The sequence below is a fragment of the Nocardia sp. NPDC004151 genome, from assembly GCF_042874235.1.
In the GTDB taxonomy this organism is placed as follows: domain Bacteria; phylum Actinomycetota; class Actinomycetes; order Mycobacteriales; family Mycobacteriaceae; genus Nocardia.
Genome location: NZ_JBIAMR010000019.1, coordinates 121308 through 146432, shown reverse-complemented (window position 1 = coordinate 146432; position 25125 = coordinate 121308). Strand labels below are relative to the sequence as shown.

Below are 25125 nucleotides of genomic sequence, written 5' to 3'. Positions count from 1 at the left end.
GGAGGCGCGGTGAATTCCGCTGAACGCGACGAACTGTGCTTCCTTCCGGCCACCGAGCTGGTGGCCCGGATCCGGTCGCGGGAGCTGTCGCCGGTCGAGCTGACGGAGGCGGTACTCGATCGTATGCAGGAGATGGATCCGCTACTGCACGCCTTCTGTACCCCGACCCCGGAGCCGGCCCGGCGGCGGGCCCGGCGAATCGCGGACGACCTGGTGCGCGGCCGGGATCCGGGACCACTCGTGGGCGTTCCACTGGGAATCAAGGACCTGTTGTCCACCAAGGGTATTCGCACCACCTCGGGGTCCTGGGTGTATCGCGATCACATTCCCGACGAGGACGACATCGTCGTCGAGCGGGTGCTGGCGGCGGGCGCGATCTGCCTGGGTAAGACCAACACCTCGGAATTCGGTTACAGCGCCAGCGGACTCAACCCGCTGTTCCCCGCCACCCGCAATCCCTGGGACACCGCCTCGAGCCCGGGCGGTTCCAGCGCGGGATCGGCCGCCGCCGTCGCGGCCGGGCTCGGACCGGTGGCGCTGGGCAGTGATGGCGGCTGCTCGGTACGCGCGCCCGCCGCGCTGTGCGGGCTGGTCGGAATGAAGCCGTCGATGGGCCGGGTGCCCGTCTACCCGGGCTGCCGGGACGAACGGCTGCCCGGTGTATCCGGTTGGGAGAGCATCGAACATATCGGCCCGCTGACCCGCACCGTCGCCGACGCCGCGTTGATGCTGTCGGTGCTCGCGGGCCCCGACCCGCGCGATCGGCATTCGATTCCGTGCGGGGACGTGGACTGGATCGCCGCGGCGCGCGACGGCGGCGAACGGCCCGACACCGTGGCGGGGCTGCGCGTCGGATTCAGCCCCGACCTCGGCTACCTGCCGGTCGATCCCGAGGTGCGCGGCGTGGTGGAACGGGCGGTGCGTGAGGTCGTGGAAGGGCAGCTCGGCTGCCACGTGCGAGCGGTGCGACCCGGCTGGTCCGATCCCGCCGCCGCGTTCTCCGCCCTCATCATGGCCGAGACCGACCTGAGCGGCATGCGCGCCATGGCCGACCGGCACGCCGATCGCATGTCCCCGCACCTGGTCGCCTGGCTGCGCGGGCCGTGGACCGCGCAGGATTTCACCGACGCCAATATCGCGCGCAAGGCCCTGGTCAACGCGATGGCCCGGCTCATGCGCGATCTCGATGTCCTGATCACCCCCACCACCGCCGTCGCGGCCTTCCCGGTCGGCGCGCACGGGCCCGGAACCATCGACGGCACACCGGTTTCCCAGTCGGCCTGGATCGGCTTCAACTATCCGGCCAACCTCACCGGTCAGCCCGCCATCAGTGTTCCGGCGGGCCGCACCGGCGCCGGGCTGCCGGTGGGGCTCCAGATCATCGGCCGCCACCTGGCCGATGGGACCGTCCTGCGGCTGGCAGCCGCCATCGAACGCGCCGCGCCCTGGGCGCAGCTGCGGCCGTCGATCACCGCTGGAGCCGCGTCGATCACCACTCGAGCGACGGCGCGGACCGTTCGCGGGTAGGGGTGCTCGACTCCGGGCCGGGTACCGAGGGTCCGCGGTTGTCGGACTGGCGCAGCTGCTGGACCACCAGGTCGAGGAAGGCGTCGACCTCGTCGAGGTGATAGGCGGGAGCGCCGAGGGGGGCGAGGTGGAAGGTGATCGTCCGGACCTCGTCCGGGGTGGGGCCGTGGGGACTCTGATGGGCGAGAGCGGCGGCCAGACGGACCAGGAACGCCCCCACCTCCTCGGCGCGGTAGCCGCGGAAACCGGCCGGGGGAGTGGAGAATTGGATGCTCAGGACGTCGTCGGGGGTGAGCTGGTCGTGGGTGCGGCGCACGGGTTGGTGGCTACGGCCCAGGCGTAGGTACTCGAGTTCCATGCACAGCCGGTCGAGGAAATCGTCGACCTGTTCGATGTCGTAACCGTGTTGCCCGGCTGGGGGACCGTCGAATTCGACGAGCCGGATCTCGGCGACGGTCAGATGGTCGTGGCCCGCCATGGTGTCGGCGATGCGCGCGCAGAAGGCGTCCACCTGGGCGGGGTGGTAGCCGTGCGGCCCGTGCGGTGCGGGGCCGAACCGGCGGCGGCGGACGTCCTCGGGGGTCACTCGCGCCATTGTGCCAAGAGCTTCGTGTCCGAATTACTTCCGCCCCTTGCGGATCCAGCCGCACTGGACATACTGGTCTGTTTGTACACGGGTGTCAGCGCCTGCCGGATCGCCGCCTCAGTGCTTGCGCACGCCGTCGATGAGCAGCGCTCGGATGGCATGGCTGAGATCGTCCACCGCCTGCGGGTCGGGGGTGCGGATGCCGTGCACGATGGCGGCCAGCAGCATGCCGGTGACCGCGCGCGCGGTGTTCACGGTGTCGAGATCCGCACGCAGATAACCGTGTTCGACTCCGTGCTCGAGGTATCCGGCGGTCAGGGCGTCGGCGGTGTCGAGCAGGCCGTAGAGCCGCTCGGTCAGTTCGGAGTCGATCCCGGTGGCCTGGAACAGCAGCAGCTGCGCCACCCGCCGGTCCTCCAGAAAGATCCGGTTGAGCGCGTCGCCGATCCGGTCCACCTGCGCCCGGTACTCCTCGAGACTGTCGGCCGCGTCGGGGGCGTTGTCGGTGCCCAGCGCTTCGATGATCCGCGCGGCCAGGTCGTCGATGACGTGGTCGATGATGTCGCGCTTGTTCTCGAAGTACCGGTAGAAGGTGCCGTGCCCGATGCCGAGCTCCGCGGCGATATCGGCGATGCCGGTGGCGTGGTAGCCCTTCTCGGCGAAACACGCGAACGCGGTGTCGATGATCTCCCGGCGGAGTTCGGCCTTGCGCCGTTCGATTCTCGAGGATGGCTTCGTCACCAGGCCGATGATACGGTGATCACAAACGGAATGAGATGTCATTCCGTGACAGGTGAATCAGTTTTTGTAGAACACACAGCTCAGCGGGAGGTTCGGCGTGGCACCTCAGTACGACGCCATCGTGGTCGGGGCGGGTTTCGGCGGTATGGGTGCGGGGATCGAGCTGGATCGGCTCGGCCTGGGCAATTTCCTCATCCTCGAGCGCGAGGACGACCTCGGCGGCACCTGGCACGTCAATCACTATCCGGGCCTGGCGGTGGACATCGCCTCGGTCACCTACTCGTACTCCTTCGAACCCAACCCGAACTGGTCACGGCTGTTCGCGCCGGGCTCGGAGCTCAAGAAGTACGCCGAACACGTCGCCGACAAGTACGACCTGCGCCGTCGCATGCGCTTCGGCGCCACCGTGGGCGGCGCCCGCTGGGACGCCGAGCAGCAGCACTGGGTGGTATCGGTCGAGAACGGTGAATCCCTCACCGCGCGTTACCTGATGGCCGCCACCGGCTTCCTGTCGCAGCCTTACACCCCGCCGTTCCCGGGTATCGACACGTTCGAAGGCAAGATCATCCACACCACCGCCTGGGAGGACGGCTTCGACCTCACCGGCACCAAGGCCGCCATCATCGGCACCGGCGCCACCGCCGTACAGCTGATCCCCGAAGTCGCCGAGAAGGCGCGGGCGCTCACCGTCTTCCAGCGCACCCCGATCTGGGTGGTGCCCAAGGTCGACGCCCCCATCCCGCCCTCGGTGCAGAAGCTGTTCACGCGCGTTCCGGCCACCCAGAAGGCCGCCCGCCTGATCAACACCGCCATGCTGGAGGCGCTCATGGTGGTCGGCGTGCTGCACTTCAAGCAGGCCAAGCCGCTCAACAAGGCCGCCGGACTGCTCGCCAAGGCCCACCTGCGCACCCAGGTCCGTGACAAGCAGACCCGCGAGAAGCTCACGCCCGACTACGATTTCGGCTGCAAGCGGCCCACTTTCTCGAACCTGTACTTCAAGACCTTCAACGAGCCGCACGTGCGCCTGGAGACCAACTCCATCGAGCGCATCGAGCCCGACGGTATCGTCACCGCCGACGGCCACAAGACCGAGGTCGACACCCTCATCCTGGCCACCGGCTTCAACCTGTGGGACGTCAACTTCCCGGCCATCGAGATCATCGGCCGCGACGGGGTGAACCTCGGAAAGTTCTGGCGCGACAACCGTTTCCAGGCCTACGAGGGCATCACGGTGCCGAAGTTCCCCAACTTCGTCAGCCTCAACAGCCCCTACTCCTACAGCGGCCTGTCGTACTTCACCACCATCGAGGCGCAGATGAAGCACATGACGCGGCTGTTCGGTGAGATGTTCCGCCGCGGCGAGCAGGTCTTCGAGGTCACCGAGCGCGCCAACGCCGAATTCCTGGACCGCGTCACCGACAAGCTCGGTTCCTCGGTCTTCTACGGCGGCCAGTGCTCGACCGCGCGCAGCTACTACTTCAACCAGCACGGCGAGGCCGCCCTGCTGCGCCCGACAAGCACCCTGAACGCCCACCGCGAAGCGTCCAGCTTCCCGCTGGACGACTACAGCTATGGACAACAGCCGGCCTGAGTGAGACTGCGCGGTCGGCACAGTCGGGGGCCGACCGCGCAGCCCGGGGAATCAGCCCTGGGCGAAAACGGGTGGACTCTGGGACAGGTCGCCGCGCGTTCTCTCAGGGATTACTGGCAGACTGTCGGGAAACAACCGTCTGACCACTGACCAGGAGCTGACTTCGACGATGGATCTTCTGCTGCCACTGCTGCTGGTTGCCCTGCTCATCCCGATGTTCCTCGGCGTCCGCCGCCAGAAACGGGAGATGGCGAAGGTGACCGACATGCAGGACGCCCTGAAGGTCGGCGACCGGGTGGTCACCACGTCGGGTCTGTTCGGCACCGTGGTCGAACTCGATGACGCCACCGTCGATCTGGAGATCGCCGAAGAGGTCGTCACCACCTGGCTGCGCAAGTCGGTGCTCGAGGTGCGCAACGACGACGAGGCCGACGACACCGCCGCCGCCGACGCCGCCACCTCTGCGGCCGACGACGCCGCCGCCACCTCCGCGACCAACGGCACCGCCGCCGCTGCGGCCAACGGCACCGCCGCGGCCGGGGACGCCGCCTCCGAAGCCGCCGACGACACCCCGCGGCTGACCAAGGACTGAACACATCCGGCGCCATCGGCCGCTCCGGGCTGTACTCGACGTACACCGGCGGCCGGTGGCGCTGCGGTGTGTACCCGCTAGTTCCACCCTCGATCCCGCCTAGGAGATAAGTACTGTGCCACCTTCACAGGGAACGGCGCATCCATTGCGCCTGCTCGGCGTCTACGCCGCGCTGGTGGCTTTGATGTTCGGCCTGATCTTCTTCACCGGCGACAAAGTCCACACCCCGAAGCTCGGCATCGATCTGCAGGGCGGCACCCGGGTCACCCTGACGGCTCGCACCCCGGACGGCGGCAAGCCCAGCCAGGACAGCCTGAAGAAGGCCCAGGACATCATCGAGAAGCGCGTCAACGGACTCGGCGTCGCCGGCTCCGAGGTCGTCATCGAGGGTGACAACCTGGTGATCACGGTCCCCGGCGAGGATGGCGCGCAGGCGAAGTCACTGGCCACCACCGCCAAGCTGTACGTGCGCCCGGTGCTCAATGTGACCGCCCCGCAGGTCGGCAAGCAGACGCAGCCGCAGCAGCCGCCCGCGGGCACCCCGACCACCGCCCCGGCCGCGCCCAGCACGGTGACGCCCGAGACCACCTCGTCCGCGCCGACCACGTCGGCGGCGGCCACCACCGAGGCGACGGTCCCGCAGAACCGGGTGTTCCCGGCGCAGGCTCCGACCACCCCGTCCCCGACCCCGGCGCCGAGCCCGCAGCAGTCGCAGCAGGAGATCGCGGCCGCGAAGGCGTTGCGGCAGAGCACCGATCAAACGGCGCAGCTGCAGGCGATGGCCACCATGGACTGCACCAAGCCGGATCCGCTGCAGGGCAACGACGATCCGAACCTGCCCCTGGTCGCCTGCAGCAGCGACGGCACCGAGGTCTACCTCCTCGACAAGTCCAAGCTGGACGGCCAGGAGATCAAGAACGCGACCGGCCAGCTGGATTCGCGTCAGGGTCGCTGGGTCGTCGACGTCGAGTTCAAGTCGAGCGGTTCGGACGCCTGGGGCAAGCTGACCAACGAGTACCTCAACAAGCAGCTGGCCTTCGCGCTCGACACCAAGGTGGTCAGCGCGCCGCGGGTCGAGTCCGGCAACCAGTTCGGCGGCAGCACCCAGATCAGCGGCAACTTCACCGCCACCACCGCCAAGGAGCTGGCGAACTCCCTGAAGTACGGTTCGCTGCCGCTGTCGTTCACCACTTCCGAGGCCGAGACGGTCTCCGCGACCCTGGGCATGTCCTCGCTGCGCGCGGGCCTGATCGCGGGCGCGATCGGCCTGGTGGCGGTGCTGCTGTACTGCCTGCTCTACTACCGCATGCTCGGCTTCCTGGCCGGTTTCTCGCTGCTCGCGGCGGGTGTCGCGGTGTACGCGCTGATCGTGCTGCTGGGCCGCTGGATCGGGTTCACCCTCGACCTCGCTGGTATCGCGGGTCTGATCATCGGTATCGGTATGACGGCGGACTCGTTCGTCGTGTTCTTCGAACGCATCAAGGACCAGATGCGCGAGGGCCGCAGCTTCCGTTCCGCGGTGCCGCGCGGTTGGCAGCGCGCCCAGCGCACCAACCTCTCGGGTAAGACGGTCTCGCTGATCGCCTCCGCGGTGTTGTACCTGCTGGCCGCGGGTCAGGTGAAGGGCTTCGCCTTCACCCTCGGTGTCACCACCGTCCTCGACGTCATCGTCCTGTACCTGGTGACCGCGCCGCTGATGATGCTGGTCTCGCGGTCGCCGTTCTGGGCGAAGCCGTCGGTGAACGGCCTGGGCGCAATTGCAGAGCTGGCACAGGAACGCAAGGCCACCGGCGGCGTTCTGGTGAAGGAGGCGTGATCATGGCCAAGTCCTCACCCATCGTGGTGGATTCCGACTCCGAGCTCGACTACGAGGCGACGCCCGCGGACAAGCGGCACAGCCTGTTCGAGCGGCTCTACACCGGTACCGGCGGTTTCGAGATCGTCGGCAAGCGCAAGGTCTACTACGGCATCGCCGCCGCGCTGATCGCGATCGCGATGGCCAGCATGGTGTTCAAGGGGTTCACCCTCGGCATCGACTTCGCCGGCGGTTCGCGCATCCAGCTGCCCGCCTCGGACAGCGTCACCACCTCCAAGGTGGAGGATGTCTACCGGTCCGCGCTCGGCCACGACCCGGTGACCGTGCAGAAGGTGGGCTCGGGCTCGTCGTCGACCATCCAGATCCGGTCGGATTCGCTGACCGTCGAGCAGGCCGACAAGCTGCAGAACGCGCTGTACGACTCGTTCCAGCCGAAGGACTCCAGCGGACAGCCCAACCGCAACGCGATCAGCGTGGCCGAGATCAGTGAGACCTGGGGTGGCCAAGTCACCCAGAAGGCCTTGCTGGCATTGGTGGTGTTCGTCGGATTGACGATGCTCTACATCGCGATCCGCTTCGAACGCGATATGTCGTTCGCGGCCATCGCCTCGCTGTTGTTCAACCTCATCGTGACCGCGGGTATCTACTCGCTGGTCGGATTCGAGGTGACGCCCGCGGCGGTGATCGGTCTGCTCACGATTCTGGGCTACGTGCTCTACGACAACGTGGTCGTCTTCGACAAGGTCGAGGAGAACACCAGCGGCGTGCTGCACCTGACCAAGCACACCTATGCGGAGAAGGCGAACCTCGCCGCCAACCAGACCCTGATGCGATCGATCAACACCACCGTCATCGGCATCCTGCCGATCATCGGCATGCTGGTGATCGCGGTGTGGCTGCTGGGCGTCGGCACGCTCAAGGACCTGGCGCTGGTGCAGCTGGTCGGCATGATCGTCGGTGGTTACTCCTCGATCTTCTTCGCCGTCCCGATCCTGGTGTCGCTCAAGGAGACCTGGGGTCCGGTCGCCGCGCACACCAAGAAGGTGCTCAACCGCCGCGCGGGCGGCGGCCGGGCCCGCGTGGGCGCGGCGGCCGGGGTCGCCGGTCGCGGTTCGGACGCCAACGGCGCCGCGCGCGAGCACGGGCCGCGTAGCCAGGGCACCCGGGCGCCGCGTCCTGGCGCCCGGCCGAGTGGGAAACGACAGCAGCGACGGCACTAGGCGCACAGGGGGTTTCGCGGGTGAAGCAAGACCAGAAGGTTGTGCGCCGGACCGCCGTCGACACGACCGTGCGCCGGACCGTCGTCGCGCTGATGGCGGGCACGCTCGCCGCCGGCGCGCTGGCGGGCTGCGCGGGTAAGAACCAGGTGCCCTCCATCGGGTACGGCGTGGACGCGGTCGTCGCCTCCTACAACGGCGGCAGCGCGCTCGGCGCGAACAGCGGTGCGGCCGCGGTGTTCTCGCGGGTGCTGACCGGGTTCTTCTACACCGGGCCCGACGGGCAGCCGGTGGCCGACACCGACACCGGCACCGCCAAGGAGGTGCCGGGCGAGTCCCAGACCATCCAGTACCGGCTCAACCCGGAGGGCGTCTACACCGACGGCATCCCCACCTCCTGCGACGACCTGGTGCTGACCTGGGCCGCGCGCAGCGGGCGGTTCACCAAGCCCGCTCCGGGCGGCCCGGTCCCGCTGTTCGAGGCGGCCGGTACCGACGGCTACCGCGATATCGAACGCGTCGACTGCCAGCCCGGATCCAAGGACGCCACCGTGCTGTTCCGGCCGGGAAAGCACTACTCGGCGTGGAAGACGCTGTTCAACGCCGCCGAGCTGATGCCCGCGCACGTGGTCGCCACCCAGGTGAAGATCCCGAACGTGGTGACCCCGGTGCAGACCGGCGACCAGCCCACCCTGGAGCGGGTCGCCGACTTCTGGAACAACGGCTGGAAGCTCACCCCCGGCAAGGTGGACGCCACGGTGCTGCCGTCGTCGGGGCCGTACCGGATCGACTCCTTCACCGACAAGGACGGCCTGGTCCTGGTGAAGAACGAGAAGTGGTGGGGCAACCAGCCCCGGACCGGGCGCATCGTGGTCTGGGACCGGCACTCGGACCTGAAGTCCAAGGTGTCGGACAACTCGATCGGCGTGCTGGACGTGGGCGCGGGATCGCTGGGTGACGTGGGGCTCGGCAGCTTCCACAGCCAGAATCTGCCCGGTCGCGGTGTCGAGCAGCTGGTGCTCGCCACCGGCGGCGTGTTCGACCGCGCGGACGCGCGGCGCGGCTTCGCCTCCTGCGTGCCGCGGCAGGCGCTGTTCGAGAAGTTCGGGCACCCGGACTACACCGTGAAGATCGGCCCGGGCGCCGGGCCGCTGAATTCGCGGACCGTACAACAGGATTCGGTGTACTACCAGTCGATCTCGGGCGCGGGCGACAAGTACAAGGGCGACGGCACCGCCGCCCAGGCCGCCGCGTCCTCGAGCGTGGCCAACCAGACCGTGCGGATCGGCTACGTCAAGCCCGACGAGCGCCGCGCGGCCATGGTCGCCGCCATCGCCGACGCCTGCAAGGCCGCCGGCGTGAACGTGATCGACGCGGGCGCACCGGATTTCACCGCCGCGCAGCTCACCGAGGGCAAGGTCGACGCGATCCTGGGCGGCAGCGCCGCCATGCCGGGCCCCTCCGGCACGCTCGGCGCGACCGACGCCATCGCCGCGCTGCGCACCGGCGCGGGCCTGAATTTCGGGCGGTTCGGCAACGGCCGCTACGATGCCATCGCGGATCAGCTTGCGGCGGAGGACAACTCGACAGCCGTGCTGAATCTGCTCAACGAGCAAGAGAACCTGCTCTGGAGCGAGATGCCGTCGATTCCGCTGTTCGCCTCCCCCCGCACCATCGGGTTCGGCAACGGCATGGAGAACGGGATCGCCAGCGCCACGAAGGCGGGCGCGGGCTGGAATATGGATCGCTGGGTACTGAAACGGTAGTTGTGCCGGACCGGCGTGGTGAACGAGGAGTGGGTGTAGATGAGCAAGCACGAGATGCTGGAGACGGCCGAACTGGTGGGGGAGCGGGCCGCCCGGGCCGAGGAAGCGGTGCGGCGGCTGACCCGCTGGCACGATGACTTCCCGACGCCGGGCGTGCGTTTCGCGGACCTGACTCCGGTGTTCGCCGACTCCGCGGGCTTCCGTGCCGTGCTCGACTGCTTCGCCTCCTGCGCCCCTGACGCCGACCTGGTCGCCGGTGTCGACGCGCGCGGCTTCCTGCTGGGCGCGGGCGTGGCCGCCATCCTCGGCACCGGTGTGGTCGCGGTCCGCAAGGCGGGCAAGCTGCCGCCGCCGGTGCTGAGCCGCGAATACACGCTCGAATACGGTTCCGCCGCATTGGAAATCCCGGCCGATGGCATCGACCTGAAGGGCCGCAAAGTGCTGCTGCTCGATGATGTTCTGGCCACCGGTGGCACCCTGGCGGCCGCAGCCGAGCTGTTCGCCGCCGCGGGTGCCGAGGTCACGGCAGCGGCAGTCGTCTTGGAGCTGGGTTTCCTGAACGGCCGCGAACGGCAGGGCGACTACCCGGTGACTTCGATCGTCAAGCTCTGATCCGCCCAGGCCGGAGCCTTTCCTTCCCCGCGACCGTGGGTGTGCCGCCCGTCATGTCGCCCGAGTAGGTGTTGTCCCCGCGGCCGCCGCGGGGTTGGAGATCGGGTTGCGGGGACGTGTCCCCGCAACGCCGCTCGGTCAGCGGGCGATGATGCGGGCCACGAATCCGGTGACCACCAGCCAGAAGATCGCGGCGAGGCCGTAGTCCAGGATGATGTTGAAGTCGGCATTGCTGGTGTGGAACAACCCCGGGAAGAACAGCGCGAGCGGTTCTGCCAGCCGCTTGATGAAGCCGAAGAACTTGTTGGACTGGTCCGCCTCGAAGACCAGCAGCAGGATGTAGACGCCCTCGATGAGGGCGAAGAGCGCGCCGACGCCGCTGATGATGCCAGCGGCGCGGACTTCATTGCGGGCAACGTACGGCATATCCGAGGAGTGCCCGCATTTCACCCGTCGAAACAGACACGCGGGTCGGTTTGAGGGAGACACGCACGACGGGTGTGACGGATGCGGACGTCCGTGAAACCGCGTGTCCGCCATGGCATGATGTCCGAGTGATCAGCGCGGCGGCCGGGAGCTTTCGGGCGTGAGGCCCAAGTACCTCGTGGGTGGGGCGATCTGCCTGATATTGGGGATGATGACGCTGCTGCTCGTCATCATCCTGCCCGCCAGTGAGACCAGCTGCGGCCCCGGCTCGCCCGCCATCCCCGCGCTCACCTCCGCGCGCACCGAACCCAGCTGCCCGTCCACCGGCTCGCCCGTCGAGGCGGGGCTCCAGGAGGGCGCGCTGCGCGTCCTGCGCTGTACGGTGGCCCGGTTCGGGATGATGGACATGCGCGGCGTGGTCGACGACGACGCCACCCCGGACCTGAAGGCCGGGCGCGCTGTCGAATTCATCGTCGGCGGCGATTCGGGCAAGGGCGACGCCATCGTGTCGTTCCTCCAGGAGAACGCCGCCGCTTTCCGCGTCGACTATCTGATCTGGAAGCAGCGCAGCTGGACTCCCGGCGCGGCCGCCGGGATCCAGTGGACGCCGCTGGGCGATCGCGGCGACGCGGCCCGCAACCGCCTGGACCGGGTGCTGGTCACCGTCAAGGACGCGGCCCCCACCTCGACCGTGCCGGCCCCCGCCAACGCCTCCATGGCCGCCGCACCCGGCCGGGTGAACGAGGCGGGCAGCCTCACCGGCGCCGGACGCCACCAATACCCGCTCGCCGCAGGCACATTCACCATCTCCGACACCTTCGGTGCGCGCGGTGGCGCGCACCTCGGCGTGGACATGGCCGCCGCCGCGGGCACCCCCATCTACGCGGCCGCCGACGGTCTGGTGGTGGCCTCGGGCGCGGCCTCGGGCTTCGGCGACTGGGTGGTCATCGACTCCCTCGACGAGAGCGGCCGCCGCTACTCCACGGTGTACGGGCACATGTACGCGAACGGCATCTTCGTGCGCACCGGCGACATCGTGCAGATGGGCCGCCACATCGCCGATGTCGGCAGCAATGGCGAATCCTCGGGCCCGCACCTGCATTTCGAGCTGGTTCCGGGCGGGCGCATGACCGGCGGGCGTCAGGTCGACCCGATGCCGTGGCTGGCCGGCGGCAGCATCCCCGTGCCCTCGGGGCCGTACTGCGAGAACGGATTCGGTACCGCGGGCGGCAATCTCGCCTCCGGGAAGGTGCCCGCCGAACTCGAGATCTGGTATCGGCGCGCGGGTTCGCTGTGCCCGGAGATCGGCGCGTCACTGCTGGCCGCACAGGGGCAGGCCGAATCCGGGTTCCGCACCGACGCGGTCTCCCCGGACGGCGCGCAGGGCATCGCCCAGTTCATGCCCGGCACCGCCCGCGCCCTCGCCCCCGACGGGCAGCCCTACGTCATCGACGCCGACGGCAAAGGCTATGCCAGCGTGCTGGATCCGGCCGACGCCATCATCGGGCAGGGTCGCTACATGTGCGCCATCGCCAAGACCATCGAGGGCTGGATGGCCGCGGGCACGGTGTCCGGTGACCTGACCGCGCTGACCGTCGCGGCCTACAACGCCGGTGAGGGCGCGGTACTGGCCTCGGGCGGCATGCCCAACCAGATCTCGCGGCACTACACCGAGACCCGGCCCTACGTGGCGCGCATCCTCGCCGCCGAACCCGGGTTCCGCAGCCTGGGCAGTGAGGGCCGGTTCCAGGCCGACTCACGGGCCGATCTCGGGCCGCAGATCGTGGCCGCCGGTGAGCAGTGGATCGGTACGCCGTACGTGTTCGGCGGCGGCGGACCCGGCGGGCCCAGCGACGGCGGCTTCGACCAGGCCGGATTGACCGCGGCGGCGGTGTTCGCGGGCAGCGGCAGCACCATCACCCTGGCGCGGACCGCCGAACAACAGTGGGAACAGGGCGTCGAGGTGCCGTTGCTGTCGGCCAAGCCCGGTGACCTGGTGTTCGGGTCGTTCGGGCCGCGTGGGCCCTCCGACGTCGGCATCTACACCGGTGGCGGCCGCATGCTGCACGCCGAAGCCGGCGGCAAGGTCGGCGAGGTGCCCCTCGCCAATGGCATGAAGGCTCGCCGCATCGGCAGCTGAACGGGGTTGGCCGGGGTTATCGGGACATGTACTATCCCTATTCATGTTGATGGGTGAAGGCGTCGAATGGGGGCTGCACTGCTGTGTGGCCCTGGCCTGGCTCGACGACCACGCGCCGATCGCCACCGCCCGGCTCGCCGAGATCTTCGAACTGCCGCCGGAGTACCTGAAGAAGCGGCTCCAGCCGCTCGTGCGGGAAGGGATCCTCGAGTCCACGCCCGGAGCGCGCGGGGGATACCGGCTGGCGCGCGCGCCCGAACGGATCACGCTGATGGATGTGGTGGCCGCCGTCGAAGGGCGCACGGAAGCCTTCCGGTGCACCGAGATTCGCCGCCGCGGCGCGGGAGCCGCGCGGGGCGGTGAGGAATTCGCCAAACCGTGTGGCATCGCCGCGGCGATGGGACGGGCCGAACTGGCCTGGCGGCGGGAGCTGACGGCGCAGACGGTGGCCGACGTGATGGCGGGTACCCCGGCCAACGCGTCGAAGTACACGCGCCGCTTCTATGAGAACAGGACAGGCTGACCGCTCGGCGCGTCCGCAAGAAACCGACCCGGCCTCGCGCCGGGTCTTTCGGAAGGAGATTCGGGATGATCAGTGTCCCGTTTGGCGAAGCATCAGGTCCAGCTGGGCGGGCCACCGCCTGGACAGTGGATGCTGCGGTCGACGGTTCTGCCGCGCGACGTTCGACAGATGACGTGCCGGTCGGCAGTGGCGCGGCCCGGCGAGGCGGCGGCACCGGGTCGTGGAACGGATTGCGGCGCACGGGGATTCTGGCGCTGGGGACGTTCGCCGTCGGCACGGACTCGTTCATTCTGGCCGGATTCCTGCCGGATGTGGCTGGGACGCTGGGGGTTTCGCTCGCGAGTGCGGGACTGGCGGTGACGGTGTTCGCCGGCGCCTACGCGCTCGGATCGCCCGTACTGGCGACGCTGACCGCGCGGCTGCCGCGCCGGACGCTGCTGGTGTCGGCGCTGCTGGTGCTCGCCCTGGCCAACCTCGGCTCGGCGGCGGCGCCGGCGTTCTGGATGCTGCTGGCCACCCGGATCCTGGCCGCGCTCGGGGCGGCCGCCTTCACCCCGAACGCGGCGGCGGTGGCCTCGGCGCTCGTCCCGCCGCAGGCCCGGGCGCGAGCGCTGGCCGTCGTGGTCGGCGGTCTGACCGTCGCGACCGCGCTCGGCGTGCCGCTCGGCGACCTGCTGGCCGAGCGGATGGGGTGGCGCTCGGCGTTGATCGGGGTCGCGGTCGTGTGCGCGGTCGCCGCGGCCGGAGTCGCGGCGTGGGTGCCCGCGCTGCCTGGAAATCCGGTGGTGCCGTTGCTGACTCGGCTGGCGGTGCTGCGCGATCGATCGGTGGCGGCCGTGCTGCCGCTCACCGTGCTCGGCATGGGCGCGGCGTACACCGTGTACGCCTACGCGGTTCCGGCGTTGGGGGCCTTGGACATCGGGTCCTCGGCGACCGCGTGGGTGCTGGGGTTGTACGGGGTCGGAGCGGTCGCGGGCAATCTGTCGTCGGGTTACGCCACCGATCGGTTCGGCCCGATCCCGGTGCTCACCGCCGGGTACGCGCTGATGGCCCTCTCCCTCGGCGTCATGGCCGTACTGGCCGCCACGGGTACGCGTCTCCCTGTGCTCATCGGTGTGCTGGCGCTCGGCTGGGGTGCGGCGACCTGGTGTCAGACGCCCGCGCAACAGCACCGGCTCATCGCCGCCGCGCCCGCGGAATCCGGGCTGGTGGTGGCCTTGAACGCCTCCTGCATCTACCTCGGCATCGGGGCCGGGAGCTTGCTGGGCGGGGTCGCCCTCGGGCACGGCGTGACGGTCATGTTCGGTGTGTCGGCCGTGCTGGCGCTGGCGGCGCTCGGGTATCTGCGCTTCACCGCGCGCTGACGTGCGCTGAGACTCGGCTCACGAAATATGTTCTTGCCCGGGCCCGTTGATCTCGGTTACCGTAGTTCGGTTCTCATTCCCGTCTGATCGGAGACATGCCGTTGATCTTCTGAGGTGATCGCCGAGTGGCCCGCATTCGCGCGCCGCATTCGCTCACTCTCGGGAGGCCCGCATGTCTATGCCTGTTATTTCTGTTTCCGATCTCACCTTCGCGTGGCCGGACGGCACCCCTGTGTTCGACGGACTCGACGCCCAGTTCGGGCCGGGTCACGTCGGCCTGGTCGGCACCAACGGCGCGGGGAAATCGACCCTGTTTCGCCTGCTCACCGGGCAATTGCGCGCCCAGCGCGGCTCGGTGACCATTCCGGGGCGGTTCGGGTATCTGCGTCAGGATCTCGGACTCGCCGCGGGGCAGCGCGTGGACGCGGTGCTCGGGCTGTCGGATATCCGGAAGGCGTTGCACCGCATCGAATCCGGTACCGGCGACGATACCGACTTCGAGACCGTCGGCACGGCCTGGGGCATCGAGGAACGCGCGGTGGCCTTGCTGGGGCGGCTCGGATTGCCTTACGTCGCAGGCGATGTCGCGCACCTGGACCGTCGCCTGGACACCCTGTCGGGCGGGGAGACCGTGCTGCTCGGCCTGGTCGCCGAACTGCTGCGTGAACCCGATGTGCTGCTGCTGGACGAACCGACCAACAACCTCGACGGGGTGGCGCGCGAGCGGCTCTACGAGGTCGTCGGCCAGTTCCCCGGCACCGTGCTCACCGTCAGCCACGACCGTGAACTGCTCGACCGGGTCACCACCATCGCCGAACTACGGCACGGCGAGGTGCGGATCTTCGGTGGCAACTTCACCGACTACGAACGGATCATCGACGCCGAACAGGAGGCCGCCCGCGCGGCCATCCGGGAGGCCCGCAGCGATGTCCGCAAGCAGTCGCGCGAACTCGTCGAAGCCCGTATCAAACTCGACCGCCGCCAGCGGTACGGGCAGAAGATGTGGGACCAGAAACGCGAACCCAAGATCGTCATGGGCGAACGCAAACGCCAGGCCCAGGTGTCGGCGGGCAAGCTGCGCAACAACCACATCGGCAAGGTCGAGGAGGCCAAGGATCATCTGACCGACATGCAGGACCGGCTGCGCGACGACCGGGAGATCCGTGTCGACCTGCCCGGCACCCGGCTCTACCCGGGCCAGGACGTCCTCGACCTGACCGAGGCGCGACTGCCGTGCGGACCCACCGTGACCCTGAAAATCATCGGGCCCGAACGCATCGCGCTCACCGGACGCAACGGCATCGGCAAAACCACGCTGCTGCAACGCATTCAGGAGGAGGGGCCGGCCGTGCCGTGGCGCATGCTGCCGCAACGCCTCGACGTCTTCGACGAATCGAAGACCGTGTTCGAGAACGTCGCGGCCACCGCGCCGCACGCCGCACCCGAGCGGATCCGCGCCCAGCTGGCCCGGTTCCTGTTCCGCGGCGCCGACGCCGACGTCGCCGCCGGGGCGCTCTCGGGCGGGGAGCGGTTGCGGGCGGCGCTGGCCATGCTGCTGCTGGCCGACCCGGCGCCGAAACTGCTGCTGCTCGACGAGCCGACCAACAACCTGGACCTGCCCAGCCTCGCGCATCTCACCGAGGCGCTGGCGAGCTTCCAGGGCGCGCTCGTGGTGGTCAGTCACGACCCGAGATTCCTGGCCGGCATCGGGGTGACACGACGGCTGGAACTGACCCGCGACGGGCTCGCGGCGAGTCCGAGCGAACAGTGAGCAGGACGGGTATCGTTCATCGCTCCGGAGCGGTTGGCACCGGCGGTGGACGCTGCCCCGGTCGCGATCCGATTCCAGGACTAAAGTGGATGATCTGGGTGGTTGAACGGTCCGATATGGTTTTCCTTTCGAGGCCGCGAGCGGAGGTGGCATGACACAGCATCTGGAGAAGGCGAACTCGGGGCAATCGCCCGAGGAAGGATCCGCCACCCCGGCGGCCAACGCGCAGTCCGCGGCCGCCGCCCGCAACACCACCGCCGTCCCCACCTCCGCCTCCCGCCGCGTGCGCGCCCGCCTGGCCCGCCGCATGACCGGGCAGCGCGGCATCGCGGCGGTCAAGCCGGTCCTGGAGCCGCTCGCCAGCGTGCACCGCGAGCTGTACCCGAAGGCGAATCTGGCTCTGCTGCAACGGGCTTTCGACGTCGCCGACGAGAAGCACCAGCACCAGTTCCGGAAGTCCGGCGACCCGTACATCACCCATCCGCTCGCGGTCGCCAACATCCTGGCCGAGCTGGGCATGGACACCACCACCCTGGTGGCCGCCCTGCTGCACGACACCGTCGAGGACACCGGGTACTCGCTCGACGAGCTGACCGCCGAATTCGGCACCGAGGTCGCCCACCTGGTCGACGGCGTCACCAAGCTGGACAAGGTCAATCTGGGCGCCGCGGCCGAGGCCGAGACCATCCGCAAGATGATCATCGCCATGGCCCGCGACCCCCGCGTGCTGGTGATCAAGGTCGCCGACCGGCTGCACAACATGCGCACCATGCGCTTCCTGCCGCCGGAGAAACAGGCCAAGAAGGCGCGCGAAACCCTCGAGGTGATCGCGCCGCTGGCCCACCGCCTCGGAATGGCCACGGTCAAGTGGGAGCTCGAGGACCTCGCGTTCGCGATCCTGCACCCCAAGAAGTACGACGAGATCGTGCGCCTGGTCGCCGACCGCGCGCCGTCCCGCGACACCTACCTGGCCAAGGTGCGCGCCGAGATCGTCAACACGCTCGCGTCGAGCCGGATCACCGCCGTCGTCGAGGGCCGCCCCAAGCACTACTGGTCGATCTATCAGAAGATGATCGTCAAGGGGAAGGACTTCGACGACATCCACGACCTGGTCGGCATCCGCATCCTCTGCGACGAGGTGCGCGACTGCTACGCCGCTGTCGGCGTCGTGCACTCGCTGTGGCAGCCCATGGCCGGGCGGTTCAAGGACTACATCGCCCAGCCGCGCTACGGCGTCTACCAGTCGCTGCACACCACCGTGGTCGGCCCCGACGGCAAGCCGCTGGAAGTGCAGATCCGCACCCAGGACATGCACCGGACCGCCGAGTTCGGCATCGCCGCGCACTGGCGGTACAAGGAGACCAAGGGCAAGCACTCCAACGACTCCACCGAAGTCGACGACATGGCGTGGATGCGTCAGCTGCTCGACTGGCAGCGGGAGGCGGCCGACCCGGCCGAATTCCTGGAGTCGCTGCGCTTCGACCTGAAGTCGCCGGAGATCTTCGTGTTCACCCCCAAGGGCGACGTGATCACGCTGCCGCAGAAGTCGACCCCGGTCGACTTCGCCTACGCGGTGCACACCGAGGTCGGGCACCGCTGCATCGGCGCGCGCGTCAACGGACGTCTGGTCGCGCTGGAACGGCAGCTGGAGAACGGTGAGGTCGTCGAGATCTTCACCTCCAAGGCGCAGAACGCCGGACCCTCGCGGGACTGGTCGAACTTCGTGGTGTCCCCGCGCGCCAAGGCCAAGATCCGGCAGTGGTTCGCCAAGGAACGCCGCGAGGAGGCCCTCGAGGCGGGCAAGGACGCCATCAGCAAGGAGGTCCGTCGCTCGGGCCTGCCGCTGCAGCGTCTGATGAGCGTGGACGCCATGAGCGCCCTCGCCCACGAACTGCACTACACCGACATCTCGGCGCTGTACGCGGCCGTCGGCGAGAACCAGGTGTCCGCGCACCATGTGGTGCAGCGGCTCATGGCCCAGCTCGGCGGTGTCAGCGATGTCGAGAACGAACTGGCCGAACGGTCCACGCCGTCCACGGTGCCCGCCCGCCAGCGCACGACCGGGGACGCGGGCGTGGAGATTCCGGGCGCGCCCGGCACCGTCTCCAAGCTGGCCAAGTGCTGCACCCCGGTGCCCGGCGACGAGATCATGGGTTTCGTGACCCGCGGCGGCGCGGTCAGCGTGCACCGCACCGACTGCACCAACGCCGACTCGCTGCGCTCGGAGCCCGAACGCATCATCGAGGTCAAGTGGGCGCCGTCGCCGTCGTCGGTCTTCCTGGTCGCCATCCAGATCGAGGCCCTCGACCGCACCCGCCTGCTCTCCGATGTCACCAAGGTGCTCGCCGACGAGAAGGTCAATATCCTCTCGGCCGCGGTCACCACCTCCGGTGATCGAGTCGCCATCTCCAAGTTCACCTTCGAGATGGGCGACCCGAAGCACCTCGGGCACCTGCTCAATGTGGTCCGCAATGTGGAAGGCGTCTACGACGTCTACCGCGTGACCTCCGCCGCCTGACGCCCTCCGCCCCGAAACGGGGTGGGGGAGCGGTCATTCGGCGCGCAGCAGCGGCTGGGTGGAGCAGCGGAACGCGCCGCCGAACAGCCGCGACACCGAGAAATCGATGTACTCGACGGTGATGCCGCGCTCCTTCAGCAGGGTGCCGACCCGGTCGAATCGCGGGTCGGTGATGTAGGTTTCGCTGTCGATGGGCAGGCCGTTGGTGGCCATGGCGGCGGCCTCGTCCTCGGTGACCTCGATGCGCTCCCACTCGCGCAGCGCCGTGGGCAAGCCGTCGGGGAGGCGGTCGGGGCAGGCGATGAGCAGACCCTCGCGGACCAGGCCCAGGGCGCAGTCCAGGTGCAGGACGTGTTCGGGCATCCGGACCGGGGTGACGGTGAAGCCCTGGGGGCGAAGGTATTTCGCGAGCCAGTTGTAGCCGAGGGCGTTGCTCGCCATCCCGGACAGGCCGACGAAGACCTGCTTGCCGAGGACCAGGACATCGCCGCCCTCGAGGAACGGACCGGGTCCCGGATGTCCGATGCCCGGCTGCGGCAGCGAGACGTAGTGCGCGGCGGCCGGCATCACGCGCGCCAGCAGCAGGTCGCGGCTGGGCAGCACCTCGCGGCGGCGGTGCGGGAACTGGAGTACGCCCTCGATCACGTTCTCGCCCACCGTGAACCACGGATCGCGGACGAAGAAGTTGGCGTAGCCCTCGGGTCCGGCGGCCGCCTTCTCGGCGGCGGTGAACAGGCGCGGGCGCAGCACCTCCACGCCGTGGCGTTCCAGGACCGCGGCCAGCTCCTCGCGTTCGGCCTCCCACGCGCGTTGCTTGTCGGGGTACACCTCGCCGAATGTCCTGCCCCAGACCACGTCGAGGACGCCCACCGCGGCCGGTTCCACCGGCATCTCGTGGCCGATTAGCTCCTGGTTGTCCGGAGCGCGGAACTCGCTCTGGGCGACGACCACGGTCCGTAGGGGTGCGAACTCACTATCTACGCGAACATTCTCAGTTGCAGCAGACATAGGTGAACGATAGCGCCCGCCATCCGGTCCGGCGCGTCTGCGAGTCGTGATTGCGGGCTGTTCGCTGATCGCCGTACCGTCAAGGACATGGTGGAGTGGCGGGCGCTGGTGCGGTTCGCGGCGGTCTACGCCGCCACCGCGACGGCCGGGCTGGCGATCATGATGCCCGTCAGCTACGGCTGGTTCACCTCCGCACCTCAGCAGGTCGACCTCATGGTCCGCAGCGTGCCGCCGGCCATGGAATCCGGCGCCATGGTCGCGGTGATCTGCGCGGCCGCGGTGGTGAGCGTCCGCAGTAACCGCGCCGCCTGGTACGCGGTCGCGGTCGCGCTGCTGGGCATCCTGGTCAATCACGTGGGTATGTCCGGGGTCGGCATGGATTCGCTGACCACGGTCAACTACGTCGACGCGCTGTGCGCCGGTGTCATCATCGGCTGCCTCGCACCCGTGGCGTGGACGCCGTCCCTGGCGGGCGGCGCGTACCTGTTCGGCTGCCTGAGCTCGGTGATCTTCGGGGATCTCGCCCAGCCCCCGGACCAGGATCGGTGGTCGAGCACCCTGGACCGCCTGTTCGGAGGTGCGCCGCCGGTGTGGCTGACCCTGGTCGCGTTGGCGCTGGTGGCGGCGAATCTTCCGGCCCGCGATCACATCGGGCCGATGCCCGGCGAGGGACCGGACTTCTCGCTGGCCCCGATCCTGTCCGGAGCCGTCGCCGTGTTCACGCTGGCTCGGGCCTCGCGCTGGCTCGCCGAGAGCGGTGACCGGGTCGCGGTGGTCGTCGCGGGTGTCGCGCTGGTGATCGTCGGCGCGTTCCTGGCCGCGCTGATTCTGCCCGGCCGCGACGGCGTGCTGCTGCTGTTGCTGGTCGCCTTCTCCGCCGCGGCGTCCGCGGTGGTCACCGTGCCACGTCCGGGCTGGGCGAATCTGCTGATCGACGTGGCGGTCGCGGCGGGACTGCTGGTGGCCTGGCTGCGGCCGCGCCCCTACGTCGCCATCGCGGCGTCGGCGGTGCTGGCGGCCGTGGCGGCGCTGCTCGCGGTGACCGGAATCGCGAATCCGACCTGGGCGGTGCTGGGCGTGGTGGCCATCAGCCTGGTGGGCGGCGGCAATCTCGGGTCCGCGCTGCCGCGGCGCGCGACGAGCGTGGTGGTCGCGCTGTCGGCGCTGTTCGTGCCGTCGGCGGCGGTCGCGTTGCGCGGCAGGCCGTTCGGGCGGATCGGGTATTCACCGCACTGGTATCGACTGCCGCAGGTACCCCACGAACCGGTGCCCGCCTACGCGGCGCTGGGAATCACGGCGGGCTGTGCCCTGGGGGTCTACCTGGTGCGGCGCTGGCGGCCGGAACAGCCCAAACCCGTCGGTCCGGTCGCCGTCGAGATGGGAGAACGCCATGGCGACGCGTGACGACTCGGTGCCGACGAGCAGCACCGCGCCGATCGGCGCGATGCCCATGGGCGGCGCGGTGCCGACCGGCAAGCGGGTGGCCCTCGCCCTGGGCAGCGGCGGGGCACGCGGATACGCGCACATCGGCGTGATCGCGGAGCTGCGGGAACGCGGCTACGAGATCACCGGGGTGGCGGGGTCGTCGATGGGCGCGCTGGTCGGCGGGCTGTACGCGGCGGGCAAGCTCGACGAATTCACTTCCTGGGCAGCGACTCTCGGCCAGTTCGAGGTGGCGCGCCTGCTGGATCCGGCGTTCAGCGAGCCCGGGGTGATCCGGGCGGGGAAGATCCTGGACCGGATCCGGGAGATGCTCGGCGAACTGTGCATCGAGGACCTGCCGATTCCTTACATCGCGGTCGCCACCGACATCACCACGGGTCGCTCGACGTGGTTCCGGGACGGTGAACTCGACGCCGCCATCCGCGCCTCGATCGCCATCCCCGGCTTCATCACCCCGGTGCTGCGTGAGGGTCACGTCCTCGTCGACGGCGGCGTCCTCGATCCGCTGCCGGTGGTCGCCACCATGGCGCTGGGATCGGCCGACCTGCTCATCGGGGTCGACCTGTCCGGTCCGCCCGACCCCGCCTACGACCGGGCGCAACCGCGGACCAACTGGTTCACCCAGTGGTGGCGGGCGTCCGCGCAAAGGCTGGGCCGCACCCCGGACGCGCCCGTCGAGGAGCAGCCGCCCGCCTTGAGCAGCGTGCGCGCCACCGATGTCGCGCAGCGGGCGATCGATCTGATGCTGGCCTCCATCACCCGCCAGCATCTCGCCGCCCACCCGCCCGACCTGGTGATCTCGGTGCCGCAGAACGTCTGCGGCACCATGGATTTCCATCGCGCCGCCCCGATCATCGAGCAGGGCCGGGCGCTGGCGGTCGCGGCCCTGGACGCGCTGGCCGACGCGGGCGCCGGCGCCCTGCCCGACTGAACGATCGCCCGGAGACCACCGGTACGATCGGCGCGAACCGGACCGCCCGCCAGGCGGGTCCCCATCCGAGCAAAGGACTCCGTAGCAGCATGAAGTTCGAGAATGTCACCGTCACCAAGCGCGCCAACGTCTACTTCGATGGCAAGTGTGTGAGCCACAACATCGAGCTGGCCGACGGCACCAGCAAGTCGGTCGGTGTCATCCTCCCCGCCACCCTGACCTTCAACACGGGCGCGCCGGAGATCATGGAGCTGCTCGAGGGTCAGTGCAACGTCACCCTCGCCGGTGAGACCGAGGCCGTCGCCTACAAGGGCGGCGAGTCCTTCTCCGTCCCGGGCAACTCCAGCTTCGTCATCGAGGTCGTGGAGCCGGTCCACTACGTCTGCCACTTCGGCTGAGCCGAACTTCCCCGCGGCCCGGTCCCTCGAATGGGCCGGGCCGCAGTCGTTTCCGCCGCCCGCGTGGTAGGCATGGGGGATGACGACGCTGGGAGTGGTGTTCCGGCCGCAGCAACCGCCGGAGCGGTTGCGGGAGGTGGTGCGGGCCGCCGACACGTCGGGGCTCGAAGAACTGTGGCTGTGAGAGGACTGTTTCCTCGAGGGCGGGATCGCGACCGCGTCGGCCGCACTGGCCTGGAGTGAGCGCGTGCGCATCGGCGTCGGGGTGTTGCCGGTGCCGCTGCGCAATGTCGCGATCACCGCCATGGAGCTGGCCACACTGGAACGAATGTTCCCCGGGCGCGGGATCTGGGGTGTGGGGCACGGGGTGCAGGACTGGATGGGCCAGGTGGGGGAGCGGGTCGCCTCGCCGATCACGCTGCTGCGCGAATACCTCGAGGCCTTGCGGGCCCTGCTGGCAGGGCAGCGAATCTCCGTGCGGGGCAGGTATGTTCAGCTCGACGACGTCGCGCTGGACTGGCCCCCGCCCGCCGCGCCGCCGATCCTGGCCGCGGCGACCGGGCCCCGCACCCTCGAACTGGTGGGCGCGGCGGCCGACGGGGTGATCCTCACCAGCTCCACCCCCGCCGCAGGGGTCCGCACGGCTGCCGGGATCGTGCGGGCCGCCCGGCCGGAATCCATGGCGGCGCATCCGTATCCGATCGTCGTGTACCTACTGGCCGCCACCGGGCCCGGAGCCGCCGACCGGGTGGCGGCGGAACTGCGGGCCGAGAACCGCGACACCATCCCCGGGATCGGGGTTGGCGGGGACGCCCGGGCCATCGCCGACGCGGTGATCGCCTGGACCGAGGCCGGGGCCACCGGTGTCGTGCTGCAACCCACCGGCGACGAGCCCGACCCGGTCGGCTTCGTCCGCTTCGCCGCCGAGCAGGTCAGGCCACTGGTGCCCTGAATACGGCCGGACCGCACCGGATTCCGGTCCCGGCGCTCAGCGCAGGTCGCGGAAGAACTCCCGGATGTCGCCGACGAGGATCTCCGGCTCCTCCAGCGCCGCGAAGTGGCCGCCGCGGTCGACGTCGGTCCAGCGGGTGATGGTGTTCGACGGCTCGCAGTAGCGCCGGATGCAGACATCGTGGGCGAAGGCGATGACGCCGGTCGGGACACCGGAATTGGTTGCGGGAGCGCCCCATTCGCCGGTCTGGGCGTAGCCCACGTAGGCGGCGGAGCCGGCGGTGCCGGTCAGCCAGTACAGCATCACATTGGTGAGCAGGCGATCCCGGTCGATGATCTTGTCGGGCACGACATTGCGGGGATGCGTCCACTCGCGGAACTTGTCCATGATCCAGGCCAGCTGCCCGACCGGGGAGTCCACCAGGCCGTAGGCCAGCGCCTGCGGCCGGGTGGACTGGATCGCGATGTAGCCGAACTCCTCTCGCATGAACGCCTGGATGCGCCGGATCCGGTCGCGTTCGAGGTCGGTGAGTTCGTCGAGGTCGTTCACCGCCGACTGCGGAGGCAGATTGGTGCCGCCGTTGACGTGCACGCCGATCACCTTGTCCGGTGCCGACCGCGCCACTTCGGGGCTGACCGAGCCGCCGATGTCGCCGCCCTGTACGCCGTAGCGCTCATAGCCGAGGCGGCGCATGAGCTCGGCCCACAGCCGGCCGATCCGCGCCCGCGTCCACCCGGTGTCGGCGACCGGCCCGGAGAACCCGAACCCGGGCAGCGACGGAATGACCAGGTGGAACGCGTCGGCCGGGTCGCCGCCGTGCGCCGCCGGATCGGTGAGCGGCCCGATGACGTCGAGGAATTCGACCACCGAGCCGGGCCAGCCGTGGGTCAGCAGCAGCGGCACCGCGCCCGGTTCGGCCGAGCGGATGTGCAGGAAGTGCACCCGCTGCCCCTCGATCTCGGTGAGGAACTGCGGATACCGGTTGATTTCGGCTTCGGCCGCGCGCCAGTCGTATCCGGTGCGCCAGTGCTCCACCAGTTCCCGCAGCCAGTGCACGGGTACGCCGGTGTCCCAGTCGTCGCCCGGCAGCGGGGCGGGCAGCTGGGCGGATTCGAGCCGCCGCCGCAGATCGTCGAGCTGAGTCCGAGGGATGTCGATGCGGAAGGGAGTGACCTGTTCGCTCATGAGAACAACGCTACGAGC

Annotated in this window: 21 protein-coding genes; 16 read left to right on the top strand and 5 right to left on the bottom strand. The window is 69.5% G+C overall.

The genetic code is table 11. The features are described 5' to 3' along the window. Nucleotides 1-9 precede the first annotated feature (9 nt). The gene (locus ACFYTS_RS32170; RefSeq protein WP_387309185.1) at nucleotides 10-1527 is read left to right on the top strand and encodes an amidase; all 1518 of its coding nucleotides are present in this window, start codon (nucleotides 10-12) and stop codon (nucleotides 1525-1527) included. Here the strand turns inward: ACFYTS_RS32170 and ACFYTS_RS32165 are convergent. Continuing rightward, the gene (locus ACFYTS_RS32165) at nucleotides 1490-2113 is read right to left on the bottom strand and encodes a DivIVA domain-containing protein (protein ID WP_387309184.1); all 624 of its coding nucleotides are present in this window, start codon (nucleotides 2111-2113) and stop codon (nucleotides 1490-1492) included. The genes ACFYTS_RS32170 and ACFYTS_RS32165 overlap by 38 nt on opposite strands. A gap of 117 nt (nucleotides 2114-2230) precedes the next feature. Then, a complete protein-coding gene (locus ACFYTS_RS32160; protein ID WP_379097596.1) occupies nucleotides 2231-2896 on the bottom strand; it encodes a TetR/AcrR family transcriptional regulator in 666 nt (221 codons plus the stop codon). 55 nt (nucleotides 2897-2951) lie between these two features. Between ACFYTS_RS32160 and ACFYTS_RS32155 the strand changes: the two genes are divergently transcribed. From ACFYTS_RS32155 to ACFYTS_RS32130, 6 genes are all read left to right on the top strand, one after another. Then, entirely contained in the window at nucleotides 2952-4445 is a 1494-nt protein-coding gene (locus ACFYTS_RS32155) for a flavin-containing monooxygenase (RefSeq protein ID WP_387309183.1), read from the top strand. Between the two features lie 169 nt (nucleotides 4446-4614). Further along, nucleotides 4615-5037 (top strand): preprotein translocase subunit YajC, encoded by a 423-nt coding sequence (yajC, locus tag ACFYTS_RS32150; protein ID WP_387309182.1) that lies wholly within the window; start codon nucleotides 4615-4617, stop codon nucleotides 5035-5037. A gap of 115 nt (nucleotides 5038-5152) precedes the next feature. Beyond that, nucleotides 5153-6853: a protein translocase subunit SecD gene (gene secD, locus ACFYTS_RS32145; RefSeq protein WP_357288213.1), complete on the top strand. Its 1701-nt coding sequence runs from the start codon at nucleotides 5153-5155 to the stop codon at nucleotides 6851-6853. A 2-nt stretch (nucleotides 6854-6855) separates the two neighbouring features. Further along, on the top strand, nucleotides 6856-8073 hold the full coding sequence (gene secF / locus ACFYTS_RS32140) for a protein translocase subunit SecF (protein WP_357288211.1): 1218 nt from the start codon (nucleotides 6856-6858) through the stop codon (nucleotides 8071-8073). A gap of 20 nt (nucleotides 8074-8093) precedes the next feature. After that, complete coding sequence (locus tag ACFYTS_RS32135) at nucleotides 8094-9836, top strand: ABC transporter substrate-binding protein (protein ID WP_387309181.1); 1743 nt, start codon at nucleotides 8094-8096, stop codon at nucleotides 9834-9836. 39 nt (nucleotides 9837-9875) lie between these two features. Beyond that, nucleotides 9876-10448, top strand: coding sequence for an adenine phosphoribosyltransferase (locus ACFYTS_RS32130; protein WP_379097608.1), 573 nt, complete (start codon nucleotides 9876-9878; stop codon nucleotides 10446-10448). Nucleotides 10449-10586: 138 nt separating this feature from the next. On the opposite strand, the gene ACFYTS_RS32125 is transcribed toward ACFYTS_RS32130, so the two are convergent. Beyond that, nucleotides 10587-10874, bottom strand: a complete 288-nt coding sequence (locus tag ACFYTS_RS32125; RefSeq protein ID WP_357288205.1) for a hypothetical protein — start codon at nucleotides 10872-10874, stop codon at nucleotides 10587-10589. 211 nt (nucleotides 10875-11085) lie between these two features. On the opposite strand from ACFYTS_RS32125, the gene ACFYTS_RS32120 reads away from it, so the two are divergent. The 5 genes from ACFYTS_RS32120 (at nucleotide 11086) to ACFYTS_RS32100 (ending at nucleotide 19190) form a co-directional block, all read left to right on the top strand. Continuing rightward, the gene (locus tag ACFYTS_RS32120) at nucleotides 11086-13014 is read left to right on the top strand and encodes a peptidoglycan DD-metalloendopeptidase family protein (protein WP_387309180.1); all 1929 of its coding nucleotides are present in this window, start codon (nucleotides 11086-11088) and stop codon (nucleotides 13012-13014) included. Between the two features lie 43 nt (nucleotides 13015-13057). Further along, nucleotides 13058-13537 (top strand): Rrf2 family transcriptional regulator, encoded by a 480-nt coding sequence (locus tag ACFYTS_RS32115; protein WP_357288201.1) that lies wholly within the window; start codon nucleotides 13058-13060, stop codon nucleotides 13535-13537. A gap of 173 nt (nucleotides 13538-13710) precedes the next feature. After that, nucleotides 13711-14901, top strand: a complete 1191-nt coding sequence (locus ACFYTS_RS32110) for an MFS transporter (RefSeq protein WP_387309179.1) — start codon at nucleotides 13711-13713, stop codon at nucleotides 14899-14901. 172 nt (nucleotides 14902-15073) lie between these two features. Beyond that, nucleotides 15074-16672: an ABC-F family ATP-binding cassette domain-containing protein gene (locus ACFYTS_RS32105; RefSeq protein WP_387309178.1), complete on the top strand. Its 1599-nt coding sequence runs from the start codon at nucleotides 15074-15076 to the stop codon at nucleotides 16670-16672. A gap of 151 nt (nucleotides 16673-16823) precedes the next feature. Then, nucleotides 16824-19190, top strand: coding sequence for a RelA/SpoT family protein (locus tag ACFYTS_RS32100; protein WP_357288192.1), 2367 nt, complete (start codon nucleotides 16824-16826; stop codon nucleotides 19188-19190). A gap of 33 nt (nucleotides 19191-19223) precedes the next feature. Here the strand turns inward: ACFYTS_RS32100 and ACFYTS_RS32095 are convergent, their stop codons facing one another. Next, nucleotides 19224-20198 (bottom strand): dimethylarginine dimethylaminohydrolase family protein, encoded by a 975-nt coding sequence (locus ACFYTS_RS32095; protein WP_387309177.1) that lies wholly within the window; start codon nucleotides 20196-20198, stop codon nucleotides 19224-19226. 87 nt (nucleotides 20199-20285) lie between these two features. On the opposite strand from ACFYTS_RS32095, the gene ACFYTS_RS32090 reads away from it, so the two are divergent. The 4 genes from ACFYTS_RS32090 (at nucleotide 20286) to ACFYTS_RS32075 (ending at nucleotide 23922) form a co-directional block, all read left to right on the top strand. Beyond that, on the top strand, nucleotides 20286-21602 hold the full coding sequence (locus tag ACFYTS_RS32090) for a hypothetical protein (protein WP_387309176.1): 1317 nt from the start codon (nucleotides 20286-20288) through the stop codon (nucleotides 21600-21602). Nucleotides 21603-21642: 40 nt separating this feature from the next. Beyond that, complete coding sequence (locus ACFYTS_RS32085) at nucleotides 21643-22572, top strand: patatin-like phospholipase family protein (RefSeq protein ID WP_387309195.1); 930 nt, start codon at nucleotides 21643-21645, stop codon at nucleotides 22570-22572. 89 nt (nucleotides 22573-22661) lie between these two features. Next, a complete protein-coding gene (locus tag ACFYTS_RS32080; RefSeq protein WP_357288183.1) occupies nucleotides 22662-22970 on the top strand; it encodes a pyrimidine/purine nucleoside phosphorylase in 309 nt (102 codons plus the stop codon). Nucleotides 22971-23217: 247 nt separating this feature from the next. Continuing rightward, nucleotides 23218-23922, top strand: a complete 705-nt coding sequence (locus ACFYTS_RS32075) for an LLM class flavin-dependent oxidoreductase (protein WP_387309175.1) — start codon at nucleotides 23218-23220, stop codon at nucleotides 23920-23922. A 36-nt stretch (nucleotides 23923-23958) separates the two neighbouring features. On the opposite strand, the gene ACFYTS_RS32070 is transcribed toward ACFYTS_RS32075, so the two are convergent. After that, nucleotides 23959-25107: an epoxide hydrolase family protein gene (locus ACFYTS_RS32070; protein WP_387309174.1), complete on the bottom strand. Its 1149-nt coding sequence runs from the start codon at nucleotides 25105-25107 to the stop codon at nucleotides 23959-23961. Nucleotides 25108-25125 lie beyond the last annotated feature (18 nt).